Consider the following 20,935-nt stretch of genomic DNA (forward strand, 5'->3'; position numbering starts at 1 on the left):
TCACGACAAAATATGCTCTAAACGGGACGCCGTCGGCGCGACGCGCTCCAGATTTGAAGCAACGCGTCTCCCTCGAGGATCATCCTTCATGCGTCTGCTCGTCCGGTTCTTCGGCTTCCTCTTCGCGACCGGCGCCATCGTGTTCCTGATCGCCGTGACCGGGGCGGCCGGCGTCGTCTACGTGTTCTCGAAGGATCTGCCGGACACGGCGCAATTGCGCAATTACGAGCCGCCGGTCACGACGCGCATCCACGCCAATGACGGCTCCATCCTCGCCGAATATTCGCGCGAGCGCCGGCTGTTCCTACCGACCTCGGCGATTCCGCCGCTCGTCAAGCAGGCCTTCATCTCGGCCGAGGACAAGAATTTCTACACGCATAATGGCGTCGATTTCGAGGGCATCGCCCGCGCAGCCTCGATCCTCGCCCAGGGCGGCCGGCACATGCAAGGCGCCTCCACCATCACCCAGCAGGTGGCCAAGAACTTCCTCGTCGGCAATGAGCGCAGCTTCGAGCGCAAGATTCGCGAGGCGCTGATTTCCTTCCGCATAGAGGCGGCCTATCCCAAGGACCGCATCCTCGAGCTCTATCTCAACGAGATCTATCTCGGCCTCGGCAATTATGGCGTCGCCGCCGCGGCGCTGAATTATTTCAACAAATCGGTCTATGAGCTGACGATACCGGAGGCGGCCTATCTCGCCGCCCTGCCCAAGGCGCCGAACAACTACCATCCGTTCCAGCATCGCGACCGCGCGCTCGAGCGCCGCAATTACGTCATCGACCGCATGGTCGCCGACGGCTTCGTCTCGCAGAAGGACGGCGACAAGGCCAAGACCGAGCCGCTCGGCGTCAATCCGCGCGTGACCTCGCCCAACACCTATGTCGCCGGCTATTTCGCCGAGGAGGTGCGCCGCGAGCTGCTCGACAAATATGGGGATAAGAAGCTCTATGAGGGCGGCCTCTCGGTACGCTCGACGCTCGACCCCAAGATGCAGGCCATCACCCGCAAGGCGCTGGCAGACGGTCTGGTGCGCTTCGACGAGGCGCATGGCTTCCGCGGGCCGATGCGCCATATCGACATCTCCTATGATTGGGGCCTGCCGCTCGCCGATATTCCCGCGCTCGGCGATGTGAAGCCCTGGCGTCTCGCCGTGGTGCTGGAGACGAATGACAGCTTCGCCCGCATCGGCCTGCAGCCCGGACGCGAGAAATCCGGCGAGGTGGCGCGCGAGCGCGAGACCGGCCAGCTCTCGCAAGAGGGCATGCGCTGGGCCGGCCGCAGCGTTCGCGCCGCAGTGACGCCGGGCGACGTCATCTATGTCGAGCCGCTCTCCGGCCGGCCGGGGCAGTATCGGCTGCGCCAAATCCCGGAAATCTCCGGCGCCATGGTGGCGATGGACCCGTATACGGGCCGCGTCTTCGCCATGGTCGGCGGCTTTTCCTATGATCAGTCGGAGTTCAACCGCGCGACGCAGGCGCTGCGCCAGCCGGGCTCCTCCTTCAAGCCCTTCGTCTACGCCACCGCGCTCGACAATGGCTACACGCCCTCCTCCTCCATCCTCGACGAGCCGATCACCATCGTGCAGGCCAATGGCGAGAGCTGGACGCCGGAGAATTTCGAGGGCGCCCACGGCACTGGCGCGCATCCGCTGCGCTATGGCGTCGAGCACTCCAAGAATATGATGACCGTGCGCCTCGCCAAGGATGTCGGCATGCCGCTGATCGCCGAATACGCCAAGCGCTTCGGCATTTACGACGACATGCCGCTCTATCTGCCCATGGCGCTCGGCGCCGGCGAGACGACGGTGATGCGCATGGTGACCGCCTATTCCATGCTCTGCAATGGCGGCAAACGCGTGAAGGCGACGCTGATCGACCGCATTCAGGACCGCTGGGGCAAGACGATCTATCGCCATGACGAGCGCCAGTGCCTGGGCTGCGACGCCCCCAAATGGGAGAGCCAGAACGAGCCCAAGCTGATCGACAAGCGCGAGCAGGTGCTCGATCCGCTGACCGCCTATCAGATCACCTCCATCATGGAAGGCGTCATCGAGCGCGGCACCGGCCAGTCGATCAAAGCTGTGGGCAAGCATCTCGCCGGCAAGACGGGCACGACCAACGAGGCCAAGGACCTGTGGTTCGTCGGCTTCTCGCCCGATCTCGCCGTCGGCGTCTATATCGGCTACGACCGCCCCCGCCCGGTCGGCGAGGGCAAGAGCGCCCAGGCGGCGACCTATGCCGCGCCGATCTTCCGCGACTTCATGACGGTGGCGCTGAAGGACAAGCCCGACGTGCCTTTCCGCGTGCCGCCGGGCATCAAGCTGATCTCGGTCGATCCGCATTCGGGCCTGCGCTCGAAGGGCTCCGGCTCCATCCTCGAGGCCTTCAAGCCCGGCACCGCGCCGCCGGACTCCTATTCCCCGGCCGGCAGCGACGGCGGATTGCAGTCCGGCGCCGCGCAGGATGTGGACAAGCAGGTCGGCAGCGGGACGGGCGGGTTGTACTGAAGCGGGGCGGGAGTTCGGATCAGGATACCAGCCGCCCGATCTCGCTTATGAGCTTTTCCTCCCGGCCGTGAAAACTTTCGATCATGGCGGCGAGGAAGGACTCCGCTTTCAGTCTGTGCAGCTTCGGCGTGCGCCCCGCGTGATCGGCGAGGAGCGCAAAAAAACGCGCGTTGCGCCCGGCCGTTGCCGTCTCGAAACGGATGAACGGCGTTGAGCTCCGATAAGAAGCGAGCGGATCGCGCGGCAAAGAGATCGACGGGCAAGTCCCTGAGACAGCCGTCGTTTCGAAGGCCGTCGAATATCCGCGCCATTTCGGCGGCGATATGCTCCAGGTAGCAGAACATGCTCGCGCCCTTGGCGATTCTCACGGAAAGGAAACAGCCGGCCCAGCGATAGACGTCTCCGAAAATATGGCGATGGACGGCGCGATAATGTCGAACGCCGAAGCGCCCCGTCGGCAGCGGTTCGGAAAACCGTTGCGCCGTCGCATCCGCTTCGAATGCGTCGAGATCGGCCTGCGCGCGAAGTCCAAGACGATTTTTCAGAACCCTCGTTCCGCTATAGCAATAGGGATCGACGACGGCGCGATACACTGCGCCTTAAGCTTTTTTCGCGTGCTTTTCGTAGATCGCGCAGCGACGCTCCGCATCGGTCAAGCCACGACGCTCGAAATTGGCGAACATTCTCTTGCTGTCGGCGTCGAGACGCACGCCCTCGACAGCGCTGATGCGCGAAAAGCCCACCAGCCCCAAGGTAAGGGACCGCCGCCGGGCAATAGGATTGTCTCGCTTCGTCATTTGCGAAGACTATCACGAAGTCGCCCAGCAGAAACAGCTATCGCCGTTCCCGCCTCTACTCCCCCGCGCTCCGCAGCGCCGCCGCCGCGGCGAAAGGGCACAGCGCCAGCGCGCCGAGGCTGATCGCGCATAAAATGGCGAAAGGCGCGGCGAAGGACACGGTGCCGCCTGTCGCCGCCTCCGCCGCCGAGACGCCGAAAATCAGCACCGGAATCGTCAGCGGCAGCACCAGCAGCGCCATCAGCAGGCCGCCGCGGCGCAGCGTCACCGTCGCCGCCGCGCCAATGGCGCCGATCAGCGTCAGCGCCGGCGTGCCGGCCAGAAGCGTCAGCGTCACGGCGGCGAGCGCCGTCTCCTCCTGCTGGAGCATCAGGCCGAGAAAGGGCGCGGCGAGCGTCAACGGCAGGCCGGTCGTCACCCAATGGGCGGCGCATTTCACCAGAACCGCCAGCTCGAGCGGCGCGCGGCCGAGGTGAAAGAGATCGAGAGAGCCGTCCTCGAGATCGGCCTGAAACAGCCGATCGAGGCAGAGAAGGCTCGCCAGCAGCGCCGCGATCCACAAGATCGCCGGGCCGATGCGGGCGAGGAGATTGGGGTCCGGGCCGATGGCGAAGGGCGCGATCGACACCATCACCAGAAAAAACACGACGCCCATGGTCGCCGAGCCGCCGATGCGGCGGGCGACGCGCAAATCGCGCAGGAAGAGAGCGAGAAGCGGAGAATTCACGAATTCGCTCCCAGCGCCAGCTCGCGCGCATCCTCGAAGCCGAGCGGCTCGTGAGTGGCGGCGATGATCATTCCGCCGAGCGCCCGGTGCTCCGTCATCAGCCGCGCGAGCCGCACCCGCGAGGCGGCGTCGAGCGCGCTGGTCGGCTCGTCGAGCAGCCATAGCGGCCGGAAAACCACCAGCAGACGGGCGAGCGCGATGCGGCGCTTCTGCCCGGCGGAGAGCATGGCGACCGGCGTCTCCGAAAGATGCGCGAGCCCGACCCGCTCCAGCGCCTCCGCCGGTGGGAGGCTGCGCCGATCCGGCTCCTCCCCCAGAAATTGCGCCCAGAACTCCAGATTCTCGCGGGAGGTGAGCGGCGCCTTCAGCCCATCGGCATGGGCGAGATAATGCAGCAGCATCGCCGGCTCTTCCGCCTCCGCGGCGCCCTCGATCGCGATGCGGCCGGAAAGGCGCGGCAAGAGCCCGGCGAGCGCGCGCAAAAGCGTCGATTTGCCGGCGCCATTGCGGCCGGTGACGATCAGCGCCTCGCCGCTCGCGAGCGAGAAGCCGAGGCCCGCGAGCACGCGTCGCCCGCCACGGGCGACGGCGAGATCCTCCACCCGCAGGCGCAGGGCGGAGGCGCGCTCGGCATGGGGACGGGACGGAGGATGCGGAATGTCGGTCATCGGCAGAGCCAATAGAGCAACTCCGCCGCAGGGGAAATCCCCGCCTCTGGCGCGCCGGCGGAGGAGGACTTCCCCCGCGCCACGATGCTTTCGCTGGCGCTATGGCGCCGAAGGGTGCTAAGCCTGCGGGCCGACCGCGGACGTTCCGAGGAATCGGGCGTCCTCTTCCAATGCGGCGCCGCGAGACGCGCGCGCGGCCGCAGACTCGAGGGATGACGCACTAAGTGGCGAAGCATAACAGCCTTTCGGATTACGCATCGAGACGATTTCGTTTCGCCGGCAATGCGCTCCTCCAATATCACGATCCCTTCTTCGCGCAGATCGATCGGCTTCGCGCCGATTTCGAGGCGAAGGGGACGCATTTCGTCAGCTTCGCCAATTACGACTATCTCGGCCTCGCCAATCACCCCAAGATTCTGGAGGAGGCCGATCACGAGCTGCATCGGCTCGGCGTCGGCGCGCTGGCCTCGCGCCTCGTCGGCGGCGAGCGCTCGACGCACAAGCCCTTCGAGGCGGAGATCGCCGAATTTCTCGGCATGGAGGCGGCGCTGACGCTGGTCTCCGGCTATCTCGCCAATGTGACGACCATCTCCTGGCTGCTCGGCAAGCGCGACGCTCTGTTCATCGACGAGCTCGCCCACAACAGCATCGTCGCCGGCTGCGAAGCCTCTTCGGCGGAGGTGATCAAATTCCGCCACAACGACTTCGAGCATCTGGACCATCTTCTCGCCAAGAAGCGCGAAGACTTCCGCCATGTGCTCATTGTCGTCGAGGGCATATACAGCATGGACGGCGACACCGCCGATCTGCCGCGCCTCGTGGAGCTGAAAGAGCGCCATGACGCCTGGCTGATGGTCGATGAGGCGCATTCGCTCGGCGTGCTGGGCGAGACGGGCCGCGGCCTCGCCGAGCTGCAGGGCGTCGATCCCGGCCGGCTCGATCTCGTCGTCGGCACCATGTCCAAGACGCTCGCCTCCTGCGGCGGCTTCGTCTGCGCGAAGAAGCCGGTCATCGACTGGTTCCGCTATACTCTGCCGGGCTTCGTCTATAGCGTCGGCCTGTCGCCTGTTATCCTCGCCGCCGCACGCACCGCCCTGCGGCTGATGCAGGAGGAGAGCTGGCGCGTGGGCAAGCTCGCGCGCAATGCGGAGCTGTTCCGCGACTACGCCCACGCCAATGGGCTGAGCACCGGGCCGGCGATCGGCCGCGGCGTGGTGCCGATTCTGTTCCAGGACAGCGTCGAGACCATGTGGGCTTCGCAGCATCTGCTCGGCCTCGGCTTCTATGTGCCGCCGATCGTGCAGATCGGCGTGCCCAAGGACCAGCCGCGTCTGCGTTTCTTCCTCTCCGCCAATCATTCCGAGGATGAGATTCGCGCCGTGCTCGACGCGCTGCGCGATCTGCCGCCGGTGGCCGCAGAGGCGCATGAATTGGTGAAAAAGGCGATGGCGGGCGCGAGCCTGTGAGGGAAATGAGGGAGTGAGCGGGGAATAGAGAAAACGCAGGCCGCCGCTCGCGACTGCCTGCCGCCTGCCCCCACTCGCTCCGCTCTCCCGCGTCGATATGCCAGCTTTCGCTCGCTTCTCTAGCTCGATAGGTGTTCGCCATGGCCGGCATCGAGATTGTTCCTGTCGATAATCTTTCGCGATTCCTGACCTTCTGCAAGCTGCCGCGTCTCATCTATAAGGGCCAGAAAGGCTTCGCGCCTTCGCTCGACGTCGAGCGCTGGAATCTCTACAGCCACAAGCTCAATCCGCATTTCAAGCATGTGGAGGCGCAGGAATTTCTGGCGCGCAAGGACGGCAAATGGGTCGGCCGCATCGGCGCGCAGGTCTATAAGCCCGAGATTCAGCCCGTCTCCACCTCGCGCTGGCAATTCGGCTCGCTCGACGCCATCGACGACATAGAGGTGGTGCGCGCATTGACGCAGGCCGCAGAGGAATGGCTGCGCGCGCGCGGCGCGGAGACCATCGTCGGCCCCTTCGCACCGGACATCAATGGCGAAAGCGGCATGCTGATCGACGGCTTCGAAGCGACGCCGATGTTTCTGATGCCCTGGCATCCGCCCTATCTGTCGCGGCTCATCGAGGCGCTGGGCTATGACAAGGCGAAGGATCTGATCTCCTACCGGCATCTCTCCGCGGAGCAGGATCTCAGCAAGGAACGCCGCATCGCGGATCGCCCCGAATGGCGCAACCGCTTGAAGATTCGCCAGCTCGATCGCGATCATCTGAAGCAGGGCGAAACCGCGCTGATGTCCGATCTCTTCAACGACGCCTGGCGCGGCAATTGGGGCTTCGTGCCGCTCGGCAAGGACGAGCTCGACGGCTTCGCGGACCTCATGAAATATGTGATGCCGCCGGAATTCGGCATTGTGCTCGAATTCGACGGCGAGCCGGTCTCCTTCGCGGTGGCGCTGCCCAATCTGCACGAGATCACCGCCGATTTCGACGGCAAGCTCCTGCCCTTCAATCTGTTCAAGCTGATCTCGCGCATCCGCAAGCACAAATTCTCGACCGCGCGCCTGCTGCTGCTCGGCACGCGCAAGACGCTGCAGAACAGCGCGACGGGCGGCGCGATCCTGCTGTCGCTGATCGAGGACATGCGGCGGCGCAGCTGCGTCGACGCCAGCATCGTCGCCCTCGAGGCCGGCTGGGTGCTCGAGGACAATATGGGCATGCGCAAGCCGATCGAAATGTTCGGCGGCAAGATCGACAAGATTCACCGCGTCTATGAAAAGCGCGTGGCGGGCGCGCCGCCCGCTGCAACCGAGGCTGTGAGAGAAGAGGCGACGCCATGAATGTCATCTCGATTTCTTCGACGTCCTCCGCCGATCGCTCGCATGTCGAGCGTCGCCGCCTCATTCTCGAGGCGCATCCGGAAGTGAGGACGCTGTTCGGCAAGGACGATCTCACCTTCAAGATCACCGCCGGCATATTCGCCGGCCAGCTGACGATCGCCGCCATTCTCGGCTGGCTCGGCCCCTCCTATTGGCCGCTCGCCCTGCTGCTGGCCATTTGCGTCGGCGCCTTCGCCAATCATGCGGCTTTCGTCGCCATTCACGACGCGATCCACAATTGCGTGTTCGAGAACACGCTCTACAACAAGCTCACCGCTCTGCTCGCCGATCTCCCCAACGCCTTTCCGACGGCGATGGGCTTTCGCTGCTATCACATCAAGCATCACTCGCATCTGTCGGCCTATGATTACGACGCCGACATTCCTAGCCATTGGGAGGTGGAGTGGGTGGGCAACAGCACATGGCGCAAGGCGCTGTGGCTGTTCTTCTTCCCGGCGATCCAGCTGGCGCGCCTCTCGCGGCTGAAGGGCACTGTGCCGATCATGGGCCTGTGGACCTATATCAACACGGCCGTCATCCTGCTCTTCGACGTCTTCGTGCTCTGGGCCTTCGGCCCCAATGCGCTGCTCTATCTCGTGCTGTCCTTCTGGTTCTCGGTCGGCGGGCTGCATCCTCTGAGCGCGCGCTGGGTGCAGGAGCATTTCGCCTTCGGCCCCAATCAGGGCACGTTCGACTATTACGGCCCGCTCAACAAGGTCGCGCTCAATATCGGCTATCACAACGAGCATCACGACTTTCACGAGATTCCGTGGCGACGTCTGCCGGAGCTCACCGAAATGGCGCCCGAGTTCTACAAGCCGCTCGGCGCCCATTATTCGTGGTTCGCCCTGCTCGTCACCTTTGTCTTCGACCCGCGCTATTCGCTGCAGACGCGCTCCGCCAATGTGGAGACCGCCAGCGCCGCGCAGCTCGTTCCCGTCCCGGCGGAGTAGAGTTTCCCATGACTGCCACTGAACACGAGACGCTCGACGCATCGCCGCGCCTCTTCGAGAGCGACCTTCTCGACAAATATTCGCGCGTCCATCATCTGACCCCGCCGCTCGTCTATGGGCCGATCATTCTCTGGCTCATCGCCTATGCGAGCAATTATGCGAGCGCGGGCTATATCCTCCTCGCCTTCGTCGCCGGCTATGTGGCCTGGACGCTGACCGAATATTTCGGCCATCGCTTCCTGTTCCACACGGTGTTTCCGCTGCCCTTCGGGCTCGGGCCGCGCTTCCAATTCCTCATCCACGGCGTGCATCACATCTATCCGAGCGATCCGCTGCGGCTCGTCATGCCGCCGCTGCTGTCGACGCCGATCATGCTGATCGCGCTCTCGCTCATCCGCCTCGTCTTCGGCGGCGATTTCGCCTGGCCCATGCTGGCGGGCTTCATCGCCGGCTATGTGCTCTATGACTGCGTGCATTATTGGACGCATCACGGCCAGCCCAAATCCAAGCTCGGCCATCTGGTGCGCCGGCTGCATATGCTGCACCATTTCCGTGATCCGGAGCGCGGCTTCGGCGTCCATGCGATCTGGTGGGATTACGTCTTCGGCACCAATTACGAGCAGGGCCAGACGCCCGGAAACCGCGCGGTGTGACGCACTTATCGTCGCAGGACCTTCCATGCGCCGCTTTCGGTCATAAATGAGCCGGAGAGCGCGCGCATAGGGCGCGAAGGCCCGGCGCCCGCCGCGTCTCGAGCGAGCCGAACCATGTCGAGCCTCAAAGGTCCGCCTTCGCCTGCGGCGAGTTCCGATCTGCCTCGCGCCGAGCATGGCCGTATCCGCACGATCTTCGCCACGCTCGCGCCGCAGCTCGTACGCTGGTATCGCTCCCCGCTGCCCTGGCGCATCGCCATCGGCGTGCTCGCCGCGGCCGCGGGAGTCGTCTGGCGGCTGCTGATCGCCGGCGAGAGCGGCGGCCACACCTATGTCACCTTCTATCTTCCCGTCCTCGTCGCTTCCTTCACCGGCGGCGCGGTCTCCGGCGCGCTGACGCTGGTCATCAGCGCCGCCGTCGCCCAGCTCTGGCTCGCGCGGATCGAGGGCCTCGAGGATGCGCTCGCCTTCGCGACATTCCTCACGACCAACAGCCTCATCGTCGTTGTCGGCGAAGCCTTCCAGCGCACGCTGACGCATGTCGACAATCTGGAGACGCGCCATGCGATGGAGCGGCTCGCGGCGCAGAATGCGCGGCTCGTCGAGCAGTTCGGCAATGTCGCGCTGGCGGCGCCCGGCGTCGTCTTCTCCTTCCGGCTCGACACCGGCGGCTTCAGCTCCTGCCCTTATCTCGCGGAGAATGTGCGCAATGTCTTCGGCGTCGCGCCGGAGGAGATTTGCGACAACGCCGCGCCAATGCTCCGCCGCATAGACGGCGCCGACAATGAGCGCATGCGCGCGAGCTTCGCGCGCTCGGCGGCGCAGATGACGCTTCTGCGCGAGCAGTTCCGCTACGACCACCCCTCCAAGGGGACGATCTGGCTGGAAACGCAAGCGCAGCCTGTGCGCCAGGCCGACGGCTCCACCATCTGGCACGGCTATGCGCAGGATGTGACCGAGCGCCGGCGCGAGGAGGCGGCCCGGCTCGCGGCCGAGCGCGCGCTAGAGCAGCGCATCGTCGAGCTCGAGCGCGTCAATGAACGGCTCGCCCGCTTCGCCTATGTCGCCTCGCATGATCTGCAGGAGCCGCTGCGCAAGATCGTCGCCTTCTCGCAAATGCTCGACGCCGCCGTCTCCTCCTCCGATCAGAAGGACATTTCCTATGCGAGCGAGGTGATGCGCGGCTCGGCGCTGCGCGCGCGGGAGCTGGTCGAGGATCTGCTCGTCTATTCGCGCGTCGTCGAGGCGCCGCTCAAAGTGCAGCGGCGCGATCTGCGCGTCGAGATCCAATCGGCGCTGACCGATCTCTCCGAGCTGATCGAGGAATCGGGCGCCGATGTCAGCCTCGACGCGCCCTGCGTGGAGTTCGAGGCGGACCCGCCGCAATTCGCACGTCTCATGCATAATCTCGTCAGCAATGCGATAAAATTTCGCCGGCCGGGCGAGACGCCCCGCATCGCCATCCACGCGAATGTCGAGGACTCTCTGCTGCGCCTCTCCGTCTCCGATGACGGCGTCGGCTTCGAGGCGAAATATGCGAGCGCCATTTTCGAGCCGTTCAAGCGCCTGCATAGCAAGGCGGAATATCCGGGCACCGGAATCGGCCTCGCCATTTGCAAAACGATCGCCGATCGCCATGGCTGGACGCTGGCCGCACGGTCGCAGCCGCTACAGGGCGCTACATTCGAATTGACGATGCGGCTGCCGAGCTGACGGCCGCGCTCACGAATGAGACGAGCATCCATGCATGAGCTTTTTGCGCTGGCCGCGCGCTCGCGGGCTCTGCCCATTTGGGCGCGCTTTCTCGGAGCGTCCGGCCTCTCCCTGGGCGCGTTCGCGCTGCAGACATTGCTGCATGAGAGATTGCCGCCGGGACAGCTGCTCCTTTTCATTCCCGCCGTGATGTTCTCGGCGCTGCTCTTCGGCGGCGAGGCGGGCGGCTGGTCGATGGCCTTCGGCGCGGCGCTCGCCGCTTATTTTTTGTTTCCGGGCGAAGGCTTCGCCGTTTCTGACCCGGCGGAAGCCCTCGCTCTGGTTCTGTTCATCGCCGTCGCTCTCGCCATCGTCTTCGTGATGCAGGAGCTCTCGGGCGTGATCGATCGCAGCGACAACGAGGCCGCCGCCGCCCAGACGCTGGCGACCAAGACCGAGCGATTGAAGAAGCTCTATCTCCAGGAAATGGCGCATCGCACGAAGAACGATCTGCAATTCGTCTGCTCAATGCTGCAGACCGAGGCGCGCGCGCTCGAGGACGACAATGCGCGCGCCTCATTGCTCGCGGCGTCGAGCCGCGTCGCCGTGGTGAGCCGCGTCTATGCGCTGCTCCAGCATGACGGGGGGCGCGATGTTTGGATGCGGCCGCTCATCGACGATCTCTGCGCCAATCTTCGGCTGGCGCTCATCGGCGAGCGGCCGATCGCGCTGCGGACCGAGGTCGCCGATTGCGCGCTCGAGGTGGACGAGGCGCGCGCGGTCGCGCTGATCGTCAACGAGCTCGTCGTCAATGCGCTGAAATACGCCTTTCCCGATGAGCGCGCGGGTACGGTGAAGGTGCGGCTGACGCGCGAGGGCGACGATCTCGCCCTCACCGTGGAAGACGATGGCGTCGGCCCCGCCTCGATGGAAGCGATGGGCCTCGGCTCGGGTCACAAGCTGGTGCGCTCGCTCGGTCAGCAGCTCGGCGGCGCCGCCATCATAGAGCCCGGCGCCGACAGCGGCCTGCGCTGCGAGCTCCGCTTCCCGGCGCCGCCGGAGTGAGCTTTCACCCCGCCTTTTGCTCTATCTCCTCCATATCCTCGTCGGAGAGGCCGAAGTGATGGCCGATCTCATGCACGAGGACATGGGTGATGATCTCTTGCAGCGTGTCCTCGCCATCCGCCCAATAATCGATGATCGGACGGCGGTAGAGCCAGATCATATTGGGCGGCTCGCCGGTTTGCGCCGCGGCTTCGCGCTGGGCGAGGCCCTGGCCACGGAAAAGCCCCAGGAGATCGAATTCGGTCTCGCATTCCATCTCCTCGAGGATTTCCTCGTCCGGGAAATCCTCGACATGAATCACGAGACCTTCGCAGAGCCGCGTGAAGCGCGACGGCAGCGAGGCGAAAGCCGCATCGGCCAGCACCTCGAGGTCCTCGAGCGAAGGGGCGCGGAGCTGGGCGAGAGCGCTATCGTCGAGAGGCGAGGCCATGCGAGACTTACCTCCAGCTGCGAACGTCCACGAAATGGCCGGCGATGGCCGCCGCCGCCGCCATGGCGGGCGACACGAGATGGGTGCGGCCCTTGAAGCCCTGGCGGCCCTCGAAATTGCGGTTCGAGGTCGAGGCGCAGCGCTCGCCCGGCTCGAGACGATCCGGATTCATCGCGAGGCACATCGAGCAGCCCGGCTCGCGCCATTCGAAGCCGGCCGCAGTGAACACCTTGTCCAGCCCCTCCGCCTCGGCCTGCGCCTTCACGAGGCCGGAGCCCGGCACAACGATGGCGTTGACCTTGGCGTTGATCTGCTTGCCGGCGATGACCGCCGCGGCGGCGCGAAGATCCTCGATGCGGCCATTGGTGCAGGAGCCGATGAAGACGCGATCGATGGCGATGTCGCTGGCCTTCTCGCCGCCCTTGAGCCCCATATACTCGAGCGCGCGGGCGATGGCCTGACGCTTGGCCGGATTGGCGACGCTGTCCGGCGTCGGCACCAAGCCGGAGATCGGCATCACATCCTCGGGCGAGGTGCCCCAGGTGAGGGTCGGCGGCAGAGCGGCGGCGTCGAGCACGATCACGCGGTCGTAATGCGCGCCCTCGTCGGAGCGCAGCGTCTCCCAATAGCGGACGGCGGCGTCGAAGATCTCGCCCTGCGGGGCCTTGGGCCGGCCGCGGAGATATTCGTATGTCTTCTCGTCCGGCGCGACGAGGCCGGCGCGGGCGCCGCCTTCGATCGACATGTTGCAGACGGTCATGCGGCCCTCGACCGAAAGATCGCGGATCGCCTCGCCCGCATATTCGATCACATGGCCGGTGCCGCCGGCGGTGCCGATCTCGCCGATGATGGCCAGAATAATATCCTTGGCGGTCGCGCCCTCGGCCAGCTTGCCGTCGACGCGCACCAGCATGTTGGCGGCCTTTTTCTGGATCAGCGTCTGCGTCGCCAGAACATGCTCGACCTCCGACGTGCCGATGCCATGGGCGAGCGCGCCGAAGGCGCCATGCGTGGAGGTGTGGCTGTCGCCGCAGACGATCGTCGTGCCGGGCAGGGTGAAGCCCTGCTCCGGGCCGACGATATGCACGACGCCCTGACGCGAATCATGCTCATTATAATATTCGACGCCGAATTCCGCGGCGTTGATGGCGAGCTGCTCGACCTGCGCCTTGCTCTCAGGATCGGTGATCGGCAGAGAGCGGTCGGTCGTCGGCACATTATGGTCGACGACGGCCAGCGTCTTGCCCGGCGCGCGGACCTTCCGGCCGGAGGTGCGCAGCCCCTCGAAGGCCTGCGGGCTCGTCACCTCATGAATCAAATGGCGATCGATGTAGATGAGGGACGCGCCGTCCTCCTGCTCGTGAACCACATGATCGTCCCAGATCTTGTCGTAGAGCGTGCGCGGGCGTCCTGCCATTTGTCTCGTTCCTGCTCCGAGCCGTAAAAAGAACCGTAATTCGGCCTCGACCGAACCGGGTAGGCTGTTCTACTCGCAACATGGGCGGCTTGGAAGCATGTAATCTCGCCGACGCCCCAGCGGGAGGTCCCTTCGACGTGACGCGAATATCGACGGCGCCGCCACAAGCGCTGACGGCGGCGCTGGAGCGCCTGTTGGACGAGCGCTCGCGCCGGGCTCTGGCGGAGCGGGCGGCGCGCATTTCCGCCCTCTATCGCTCCGGCGGAACGACGGCGCAGGCGATCCTCTGCGAGGACGACGCTCTCGCCTACGCCCTTTATCGGCTCCCGGCGACCTATGCGGCGACCATCCATGTTCTCGGCCGGCTCGCCGAACGGGCGCCGGATTTTTCGCCGCGGCGCATGCTGGACCTCGGCGCAGGGCTCGGGACCGCGAGCCTCGCCGCGCGCGCGCTCTGGCCGCAAATCGACGAGAATGTGCTGCTCGACCGCAGCGAGCCATTTCTCGCGCTCGCCCGCCGGCTCGCCGGCGAAGCGCTAGAGAAGGCGCGAATCGTCGCCGGCGATCTTTCCGCGCCGCCCGATCTCGGCGCGCCATTCGATCTCGTCGTCGCCAGCTATGCATCGACGGAAATCGCCGAGGACCGTCTCGATCGCGCCATGGACGCCGCCTGGCGCCTTTGCGCGGGGACGCTGATTCTCGTCGAGCCCGGCACGCCGCGCGATTATGCGCGGCTGATGCGGATGCGGGCGCGGCTCATCGCGTCGGGCGCGCGCGTCTCCCTGCCCTGCCCGCATTCGGCGCCCTGCCCGCTGGAGCCGCCGGACTGGTGTCATTTCTCGGTGCGGCTCGCCCGCTCGCGTGACCATAAGCTGCTCAAAGGCGCCGACGCGCCCTTCGAGGACGAGAAATTCGCCTATCTGGCAGCGACGAGAGAGGAAGCGGCGATCGCTCCGGCCCCGGCTCGGATGCTGGCGCGGCCGGAGGTCCTAAAGCATGGATTAAGGATAAAGCTTTGCACCATGGCGGGAATCGAAGAAGTTACGGTGGCGAAGCGCGATAAAGCGGTTTTCGCGCCTATAAAAAAGAAAGACTGGGGCGACGAAGTCGTCCAAGGGGAAACACCGGCGAGGGAATGACATGCAGCGCCCGAGGGTCGCGCCCTATCTCACCGTCTCGCCGGCCGCCGGCGCGATCGCTTTCTACACCGCCGCCTTCGGCGCGCAGCAACGGGCGCTGATGCCTTCCGTCGACGGAATGCGCATCGCCCATTGCGAGCTGACCATCAATGGCGGCTCGGTCATGCTCGCCGACGTCTTTCCGGAATTGGGCCACGCCCGCATGCCGCTGCCCGGCGAGCAGGTCACCGCCTCGGTGAGCCTGGAATATGACAAAGCGCATGAGGTGGACGAGATCGTCACCCGCGCGACCCAGCTCGGCGCAAAGGTCGAGACGCAGCCGACTAATACTTTTTGGGGCACGCGCTACGCCGCGCTGCGCGATCCATTCGGCCACAGATGGATATTGAACGCGCCGCTCGATTCCTCGGGCGGCTGATCCTCGGCGAAAGCCAGAGTCAAGGCTCGACGAAGAAAGACCGCCGCATCGAGGTCCAGGTTTCGAGCGCCAGCTCGATCTCCGACGGCGATTCGCAGCAGAATTGCGCGAGCGGCGAGGCGTCGCCGACCAGAATGGACGGCACCACCGCCGCCCGCGCCGGCAGCACGGCGCCGGACACGCTGGCGGCGATGACGAAAGCCTGATCGAAAGGCCGCGCGGCCTCGATCGCCCGCGTCAACGGCTCCGCGCCCTCGCCGGCGTCATGGAGCCCGGCGAAGCGACCGGCGAGGCCCAGCCCTTCCGCCACAGCGGCGAGGTCCTGCGTCCCTGCCGCAAATGCGATATGGGTCCAGCCCTTGGCGGCCAGCGCCTCGAGCGTCTCCCCCGCGCCCTCCACGAGCCGCCAATCCGGATCGCGGCGCGCGACGACGCCCTCGAAATCCCAAAACAGGATTTTGCTCATCGATTCTCTCACATAGAGACAACAAAGCGATCCTGCGGCCTACCGCCGGATCGCTCCGCCACGCTCGCGATATTGGGACAGGCTCCGGGAGCCTTACTCGGCCGCGGGGGCCGGCTTGTCCTTGGCCTTCGCCTTATTGTCGATGCGCTCGGCGATGCGGGCGGATTTGCCGCGACGGTCGCGCAGATAATAGAGCTTGGCGCGGCGGACCTTGCCGCGGCGGACCAGCTTGATCGAGTCGATGAGCGGCGAATGGAGGGGGAACACGCGCTCTACGCCCTCGCCATAGGAAATCTTGCGGACGGTGAAGGCCTCGTTGATGCCGCCGCCCTGGCGGGAGATCACCACGCCCTCATAGGCCTGAATGCGGGAGCGCTCGCCTTCCTTCACCTTCACATTGACGATGACGGTGTCGCCGGGGCGGAATTCCGGGATCGACTTGCCTTCGAGAAGGCGGGCCGATTGCTCGGCGTCGAGTTGCTCGATGATGGAGGGCATGAAAAAAACTCCTGCCGTTTCGCCTGTTGCCGCCGCGGCGGCTCTGGCGAGCGTTTCGGGACGCTGTTTTGATTTGGACGCGTCGCCATACACGAGGCGGCGCCGATTGTCGAGAGACGGGGGACGCGTTCTAGGGCGATCGAGTGAAGGCCAGCAAACCTCCCCCTCATGCTGAGGAGCGCCCGAAGGGCGCGTCTCGAAGCGCGAGGGGGAGCTCCAGATGGCCGCGCATGAAGGTTTCCTCGTCCTTCGAGACGCCGCTTCGCGGCTCCTCAGGATGAGGAAATCTTCACCCGAGCGCCCTGGACCGCGTTCACCCTCCCTCCCGATCGCCTACGGCGCTCGGGAGGGAGGTAAAACCGCCCTCTTCTCTCAGCTCTTCTCGTTCGGTCGGTTGGCCCCGTCTTCGCATGGCGCGGCCGGAGCGGCGCCGAGGGCGCCTTTGAAAGCGCGAGACCGAACAATGGCGCAAGACTTTCGCAGGATCGACGTCGCCGCCGCGCGCGACGTGATGAGCCGCGGCGAGACGCTCGTCCTCGACGTGCGCGACCCGCAATCCTTCGCGCGCGGCCACATAGAGGGCGCGGAGAACGCCTCCCAGGACGACATGACCTATTATCTCTTCGAGACGCCGAAGGACAAGCCGGTCATCGTCTGCTGCTATCACGGCAATTCCAGCCAGTCCTACGCCCGCATCTTCGCCGATATGGGCTTTGCCGAGGTCTACAGCCTGGACGGCGGCTATGAAGCCTGGGCGGCGGCCGAGCGGGCTTGAGGCGGGATAGTTGCGCTCGGGTTCTTGCGCTCGGGCGCCCGCATTGTCATAAGGACCGCCGGCCTCAACCACTCGGCGCTCCTCATGACCAGCTTTCCGCAGCGCGTCTTCTCCGGCGTGCAGTCCACCGGCAATCTGCATCTCGGCAATTATCTCGGCGCGATCGTCAAATTCGTCGAGCTGCAGCAAAGCTTCGACTGCCTTTATTGCGTCGTGGACTTGCACGCCATCACCGTGCCGCAGGACCCGATCGCGCTGCGCAACAACACGCGCGAGATCGCCGCGGCCTTCATCGCCTGCGGAATCGATCCGAAGAAGAACATCGTCTTCAATCAGAGCCAGGTGGCCGAGCACGCCGAGCTCGCCTGGGTCTTGAATTGCGTCGCCCGCATCGGCTGGCTGAACCGCATGACGCAGTTCAAGGACAAGGCCGGCAAGGATCGCGAGAACGCCTCCATGGGCCTGCTCGACTATCCGGTGCTGATGGCCGCCGACATTCTGCTCTATCGCGCCACCCATGTGCCGGTCGGCGAGGATCAGAAGCAGCATTTGGAGCTTTCCCGCGACATTGCGCAGAAGTTCAACAACGACTTCGCCGAATCGATCGCCCGCAACGGCTTCAACGACGCTTTCTTCCCGCTGCCGGAGCCGCTGATCTCCGGCCCGGCGACGCGCGTGATGAGCCTGCGCGACGGCACGAAGAAAATGTCGAAATCCGACGCTTCCGATTATTCGCGCATAAATCTCTCCGACGACGCCGACCAGATCGCGCAAAAAGTGCGCAAGGCCAAGACCGATCCCGACGCGCTTCCTTCGGAAGAAAAGGGCCTCGAGGGACGCCCCGAGGCGGATAATCTCGTCGGCATTTTCGCGGCGCTGTCGCAGCGCACGAAAGCCGATGTCCTCGGCGAATTCGGCGGCTCCAATTTCTCGACCTTCAAAGTCGCTCTCGTCGACCTCGCCGTGACGAAGCTCTCGCCGATCACCGCCGAGATGCGCAAGCTGATGGCGGACGCAGCCTATATCGACGATGTGCTGCGCGACGGCTCCGCGCGGGCGCGGGAACTGGCGCGCGCCAATATGGATGCGGTGAAGGATATCGTCGGTTTTCTGCGCTGAGGCGCGAAAACCCGGCCGTCATTGCAAGGAGCGCAGCAACGAAGCGATCCAGAGCAGCGAGGCGGCCCCTGGATCGCTTCGCTACGCTCGCGATGACGGAAACGGCGACGGCCCGCCGCTCGCCCAATCGAGCAATTGCACAGTGTGCACGATCGGGATTTCCGTCCCCTGCCCGATCTGAATCATGCAGCCGAGATTGCCCGCGGCAATCGCTCGAGGCGCGACCAATTGGATATTGGCCACTTTGCGCTCTCGCAGCGCGCTCGCCAGCTCGCCCTGCAAGAGATTGTAAGTCCCGGCCGAGCCGCAGCAGATATGGCTCTCGGGCACGGGAACGACGTCGAAGCCCGCTCGACGCAGCAGCTCCATCGGCAGATCGGCGATCTTCTGCCCGTGCTGCAACGAGCAGGCCGAATGATAGGCGACGCGCAGCCGTCCGACATCGACCGACGGCGCGAAATCGAGCGCGGCGATCACCTCTGTCACGTCGCGCGCCATAGCGGCGATGCGCGCGGCTTTTTCCGCGAGCGCAGGATCGTCGCGGAACATATGGCCATAATCTTTGACCGTCGTTCCGCAGCCGGATGTGTCGATCACAATATGATCGAGCCCGCCGCGCTCGATCTCGCGCGTCCAGGCCTCGATATTGCGGCGCGCGAGCGCATGTGAGTCCGCGCTCTTCCCGAGATGATGCGGCAGCGCGCCGCAACAGCCAGCGCCCTCCGCCACCACTATTTCCGCGCCGAGACGCGTCAGCAGACGCGCGGTCGCTTCATGAATTTTCGTGTCGAGCACGGTCTGCGCGCAGCCGCTCAGCAGAGCGACGCGCATTTTGCGCGCGCCCTGCGCGGCGACGATTTGCGGGCGATCGATCGGCGAAGGCGCAGGCAAATGCGCCGGCGCCATTGCGATCATGTCTCGCATGCGTCGCGGCAGCAGGCCGGCGAAAGGACGCGCCAACGCCGCGGCGCGCATCGACTGGCGGAACAGCGCCGGCCGCGTCAGCACAAAAGCGAGCGTCGCGCGCAACATGCAATCGAGGAGCGGACGCCGATAGGTCTTCTCTATATGCGCGCGCGCATGATCGACGAGATGCATATAATGCACGCTCGACGGGCATGTCGTCATGCAGGAGAGGCAGGAGAGGCAGCGGTCGACATGGCGCACGGTGCGCTCGTCTGCGGCGCGGCCGTTCTCCAGCATCTCCTTCATGAGATAGATGCGCCCGCGCGGCGAATCGAGCTCATCGCCTGTCAGCAGATAGGTCGGGCATGTCGCCGTGCAGAAGCCGCAATGCACGCAGGCGCGCAGAATCTTCTCCGACTGCGACATGTCGGAATCGGCGAGAAGCTCAGGAGAGAATTGCGTCAGCATCGTCGCTTCAGAACTCCGCGCGCAAGCGGCCGCGCTCCAGAATGAAGCGCGGATCGAAAGCCTCCTTCACGCGCCGTGTGAGCGACGCCAACGCAGAAGGCTGCGGATGGAACACATCGACGCGCGCGCGCGTCGCCGCATCGGCGCGAATGAGCGTCGCATGGCCGCCGAGCGCATCGACAATGGCGCGTATGGCCGTCGCATGCGCGTCGGCCGCCGTCTCGAGGCGCAGCCAGACGAGGCCGCCGGCCCAATCATAGAAATGCGCGATCAGCGGCGCGCCGGCGCTGCGCAGCCGCTCGACGAAAGCGAAACCATTGGTCGGCGCGAGCGAGATGCGCCATATGACGCCCTCCCCCGCGATCGGCTCGGCGTCCCGAATGCGCGTCCAGAATGCGCGGCTTTCGTCTGCCGCGAGAACGCTCGTCGCGCCGCCGAAATCACCAAGAAAGCGCATGAGATCGTCGCGGCGCGTCGTGACGGAAATCTGTGGCCCCTCGAGCCGCAGCGCAGCGGCGTCGGCCTGCGGATCATAGGCGAGGCTCGACACTTCATAAGGCGAGCCCGACGCCTTGCGCAGCGCCGCGAGGCCCTTCTCCTCGCCGAGGCCGGAGAGCAGCAAGGTCTCTTCCGTCTCCGCCTTGGGCAGAACCTTCAGCGTCAGCTCGGTGAGCGCGGCGAGCGTGCCATAGGAGCCGGCGACGAGCTTGGAGAGATCATAGCCGGTGACATTCTTCATCACGCGGCCGCCGGATTTGACGATCTCGCCACGGCCGGTGACGCTGCGAAAGCCGAGCAGATGATCGCGCGCCGCGCCCGCCTTTATCCGTCGCGGGCCGGAGGCGTTGGTCGCGATCACGCCGCCGATGGTGGCGTGATCGCGCGCGCCGCCGAGCAGCGCCGCATGATCCATCGGCTCGAAGGCCAATTGCTGATTTTGCGCATCGAGCAAAGCGACGATCTCGCGCAAGGGCGTGCCGGCGCGGGCCGTCAGCACCAGCTCCTGCGGCTCATAGAGCGTGACGCCCGTGAGCGCGGCGAGCGAGAGCACGCGCTCGCGCTGCGTCGCGCGGCCGAGCGCGGCTTTGGAGCCATGCCCTTCGATCGACAAAGGCGCATCTTGCGCGAGCGCGGCGCGGATGGCTTCGGCGACATCGGCTTCGTCTCTCGGAGTCAGCGGCATATGACGCTGTTCCCATCACAGGACGCGCGACTCCTTCTCCCGCCTGCGGGAGAAGGTGGCCCCGCAAAGCGGGGTCGGATGAGGGTCCTCGACCGTTTGTGAAAAAATATCGTCTTCCCTTTCGAGCGCGCGAATTTTGCGCGGACCCTCATCCGACCCGGCTGCGCCGGGCCACCTTCTCCCACGAGTGGGAGAAGGAGTGCACACGGAGATTGT

The 20,935-nt window shown here is 65.4% G+C and carries 21 protein-coding genes; 11 read left to right on the forward strand and 10 right to left on the reverse strand.

Annotated elements, in window-relative coordinates; all coding sequences use genetic code 11:
- Positions 1–88 precede the first annotated feature (88 nt).
- On the forward strand, positions 89–2,506 hold the full coding sequence (locus tag METLW3_RS0114760) for a penicillin-binding protein 1A (protein WP_024880658.1): 2,418 nt from the start codon (positions 89–91) through the stop codon (positions 2,504–2,506).
- On the opposite strand, the gene METLW3_RS27545 is transcribed toward METLW3_RS0114760, so the two are convergent.
- Genes METLW3_RS27545 through ccmA form a run of 4 tightly spaced genes read right to left on the reverse strand, consistent with a single transcriptional unit; the run spans position 2,413 to position 4,698 of the window.
- Positions 2,413–3,099: a Fic family protein gene (locus METLW3_RS27545; protein ID WP_348625817.1), complete on the reverse strand. Its 687-nt coding sequence runs from the start codon at positions 3,097–3,099 to the stop codon at positions 2,413–2,415. The genes METLW3_RS0114760 and METLW3_RS27545 overlap by 94 nt on opposite strands.
- Positions 3,100–3,105: 6 nt before the next feature.
- Complete coding sequence (locus METLW3_RS28260) at positions 3,106–3,303, reverse strand: hypothetical protein (protein WP_134188148.1); 198 nt, start codon at positions 3,301–3,303, stop codon at positions 3,106–3,108.
- A 55-nt stretch (positions 3,304–3,358) separates the two neighbouring features.
- On the reverse strand, positions 3,359–4,030 hold the full coding sequence (ccmB, locus tag METLW3_RS0114775) for a heme exporter protein CcmB (RefSeq protein WP_024880660.1): 672 nt from the start codon (positions 4,028–4,030) through the stop codon (positions 3,359–3,361).
- A complete protein-coding gene (gene ccmA, locus METLW3_RS0114780; protein WP_198022800.1) occupies positions 4,027–4,698 on the reverse strand; it encodes a heme ABC exporter ATP-binding protein CcmA in 672 nt (223 codons plus the stop codon). The genes ccmB and ccmA overlap by 4 nt, the downstream gene beginning before the upstream one ends.
- Positions 4,699–4,922: 224 nt before the next feature.
- Here ccmA and METLW3_RS0114785 point away from each other — a divergent pair, with 224 nt between their 5' ends.
- The 6 genes from METLW3_RS0114785 to METLW3_RS0114810 all read left to right on the forward strand — a co-directional run bounded on the left by METLW3_RS0114785 (position 4,923) and on the right by METLW3_RS0114810 (position 11,900).
- Positions 4,923–6,164, forward strand: coding sequence for an aminotransferase class I/II-fold pyridoxal phosphate-dependent enzyme (locus METLW3_RS0114785; RefSeq protein ID WP_024880662.1), 1,242 nt, complete (start codon positions 4,923–4,925; stop codon positions 6,162–6,164).
- 140 nt (positions 6,165–6,304) lie between these two features.
- The gene (locus METLW3_RS0114790) at positions 6,305–7,498 is read left to right on the forward strand and encodes a hypothetical protein (RefSeq protein WP_024880663.1); all 1,194 of its coding nucleotides are present in this window, start codon (positions 6,305–6,307) and stop codon (positions 7,496–7,498) included.
- A complete protein-coding gene (locus tag METLW3_RS0114795) occupies positions 7,495–8,490 on the forward strand; it encodes a fatty acid desaturase (RefSeq protein WP_024880664.1) in 996 nt (331 codons plus the stop codon). The genes METLW3_RS0114790 and METLW3_RS0114795 overlap by 4 nt, the downstream gene beginning before the upstream one ends.
- 8 nt (positions 8,491–8,498) lie before the next feature.
- Positions 8,499–9,143, forward strand: coding sequence for a sterol desaturase family protein (locus METLW3_RS0114800; RefSeq protein WP_024880665.1), 645 nt, complete (start codon positions 8,499–8,501; stop codon positions 9,141–9,143).
- 114 nt (positions 9,144–9,257) lie between these two features.
- Positions 9,258–10,856, forward strand: a complete 1,599-nt coding sequence (locus METLW3_RS0114805; protein ID WP_024880666.1) for an ATP-binding protein — start codon at positions 9,258–9,260, stop codon at positions 10,854–10,856.
- 30 nt (positions 10,857–10,886) lie between these two features.
- A complete protein-coding gene (locus METLW3_RS0114810; protein ID WP_024880667.1) occupies positions 10,887–11,900 on the forward strand; it encodes a histidine kinase dimerization/phosphoacceptor domain -containing protein in 1,014 nt (337 codons plus the stop codon).
- A gap of 4 nt (positions 11,901–11,904) precedes the next feature.
- Here the strand turns inward: METLW3_RS0114810 and METLW3_RS0114815 are convergent, their stop codons facing one another.
- Positions 11,905–12,330: a metallopeptidase family protein gene (locus METLW3_RS0114815; RefSeq protein WP_024880668.1), complete on the reverse strand. Its 426-nt coding sequence runs from the start codon at positions 12,328–12,330 to the stop codon at positions 11,905–11,907.
- Positions 12,331–12,337: 7 nt separating this feature from the next.
- Positions 12,338–13,747: a 3-isopropylmalate dehydratase large subunit gene (leuC, locus tag METLW3_RS0114820; RefSeq protein ID WP_024880669.1), complete on the reverse strand. Its 1,410-nt coding sequence runs from the start codon at positions 13,745–13,747 to the stop codon at positions 12,338–12,340.
- Positions 13,748–13,884: 137 nt separating this feature from the next.
- Between leuC and METLW3_RS0114825 the strand changes: the two genes are divergently transcribed.
- Together METLW3_RS0114825 and METLW3_RS0114830 are read left to right on the forward strand one after the other, a co-directional pair.
- Positions 13,885–14,886, forward strand: a complete 1,002-nt coding sequence (locus METLW3_RS0114825; protein ID WP_024880670.1) for a small ribosomal subunit Rsm22 family protein — start codon at positions 13,885–13,887, stop codon at positions 14,884–14,886.
- Position 14,887: 1 nt separating this feature from the next.
- Positions 14,888–15,304, forward strand: coding sequence for a VOC family protein (locus tag METLW3_RS0114830; RefSeq protein ID WP_024880671.1), 417 nt, complete (start codon positions 14,888–14,890; stop codon positions 15,302–15,304).
- A gap of 19 nt (positions 15,305–15,323) precedes the next feature.
- Here the strand turns inward: METLW3_RS0114830 and METLW3_RS0114835 are convergent, their stop codons facing one another.
- Positions 15,324–15,770 carry a hypothetical protein gene (locus METLW3_RS0114835; protein WP_024880672.1) on the reverse strand — a complete coding sequence of 149 codons (447 nt, stop codon included), beginning with the start codon at positions 15,768–15,770 and terminating at the stop codon, positions 15,324–15,326.
- Positions 15,771–15,863: 93 nt separating this feature from the next.
- The gene (gene rplS, locus METLW3_RS0114840; protein WP_024880673.1) at positions 15,864–16,268 is read right to left on the reverse strand and encodes a 50S ribosomal protein L19; all 405 of its coding nucleotides are present in this window, start codon (positions 16,266–16,268) and stop codon (positions 15,864–15,866) included.
- Between the two features lie 463 nt (positions 16,269–16,731).
- On the opposite strand from rplS, the gene glpE reads away from it, so the two are divergent.
- Positions 16,732–17,043, forward strand: a complete 312-nt coding sequence (glpE, locus tag METLW3_RS0114845; RefSeq protein ID WP_024880674.1) for a thiosulfate sulfurtransferase GlpE — start codon at positions 16,732–16,734, stop codon at positions 17,041–17,043.
- Positions 17,044–17,127: 84 nt separating this feature from the next.
- Positions 17,128–18,162 (forward strand): tryptophan--tRNA ligase, encoded by a 1,035-nt coding sequence (gene trpS, locus METLW3_RS0114850; RefSeq protein WP_024880675.1) that lies wholly within the window; start codon positions 17,128–17,130, stop codon positions 18,160–18,162.
- Positions 18,163–18,243: 81 nt separating this feature from the next.
- Here trpS and glcF read toward each other — a convergent pair whose 3' ends face one another.
- Positions 18,244–19,536 carry a glycolate oxidase subunit GlcF gene (gene glcF / locus METLW3_RS0114855; RefSeq protein ID WP_024880676.1) on the reverse strand — a complete coding sequence of 431 codons (1,293 nt, stop codon included), beginning with the start codon at positions 19,534–19,536 and terminating at the stop codon, positions 18,244–18,246.
- 7 nt (positions 19,537–19,543) lie between these two features.
- On the reverse strand, positions 19,544–20,719 hold the full coding sequence (gene glcE / locus METLW3_RS0114860) for a glycolate oxidase subunit GlcE (RefSeq protein ID WP_024880677.1): 1,176 nt from the start codon (positions 20,717–20,719) through the stop codon (positions 19,544–19,546).
- Between the last annotated feature and the right edge of the window lie 216 nt (positions 20,720–20,935).

Source organism: Methylosinus sp. LW3 (assembly GCF_000527115.1).
In the GTDB taxonomy this organism is placed as follows: Bacteria; Pseudomonadota; Alphaproteobacteria; order Rhizobiales; family Beijerinckiaceae; genus Methylosinus.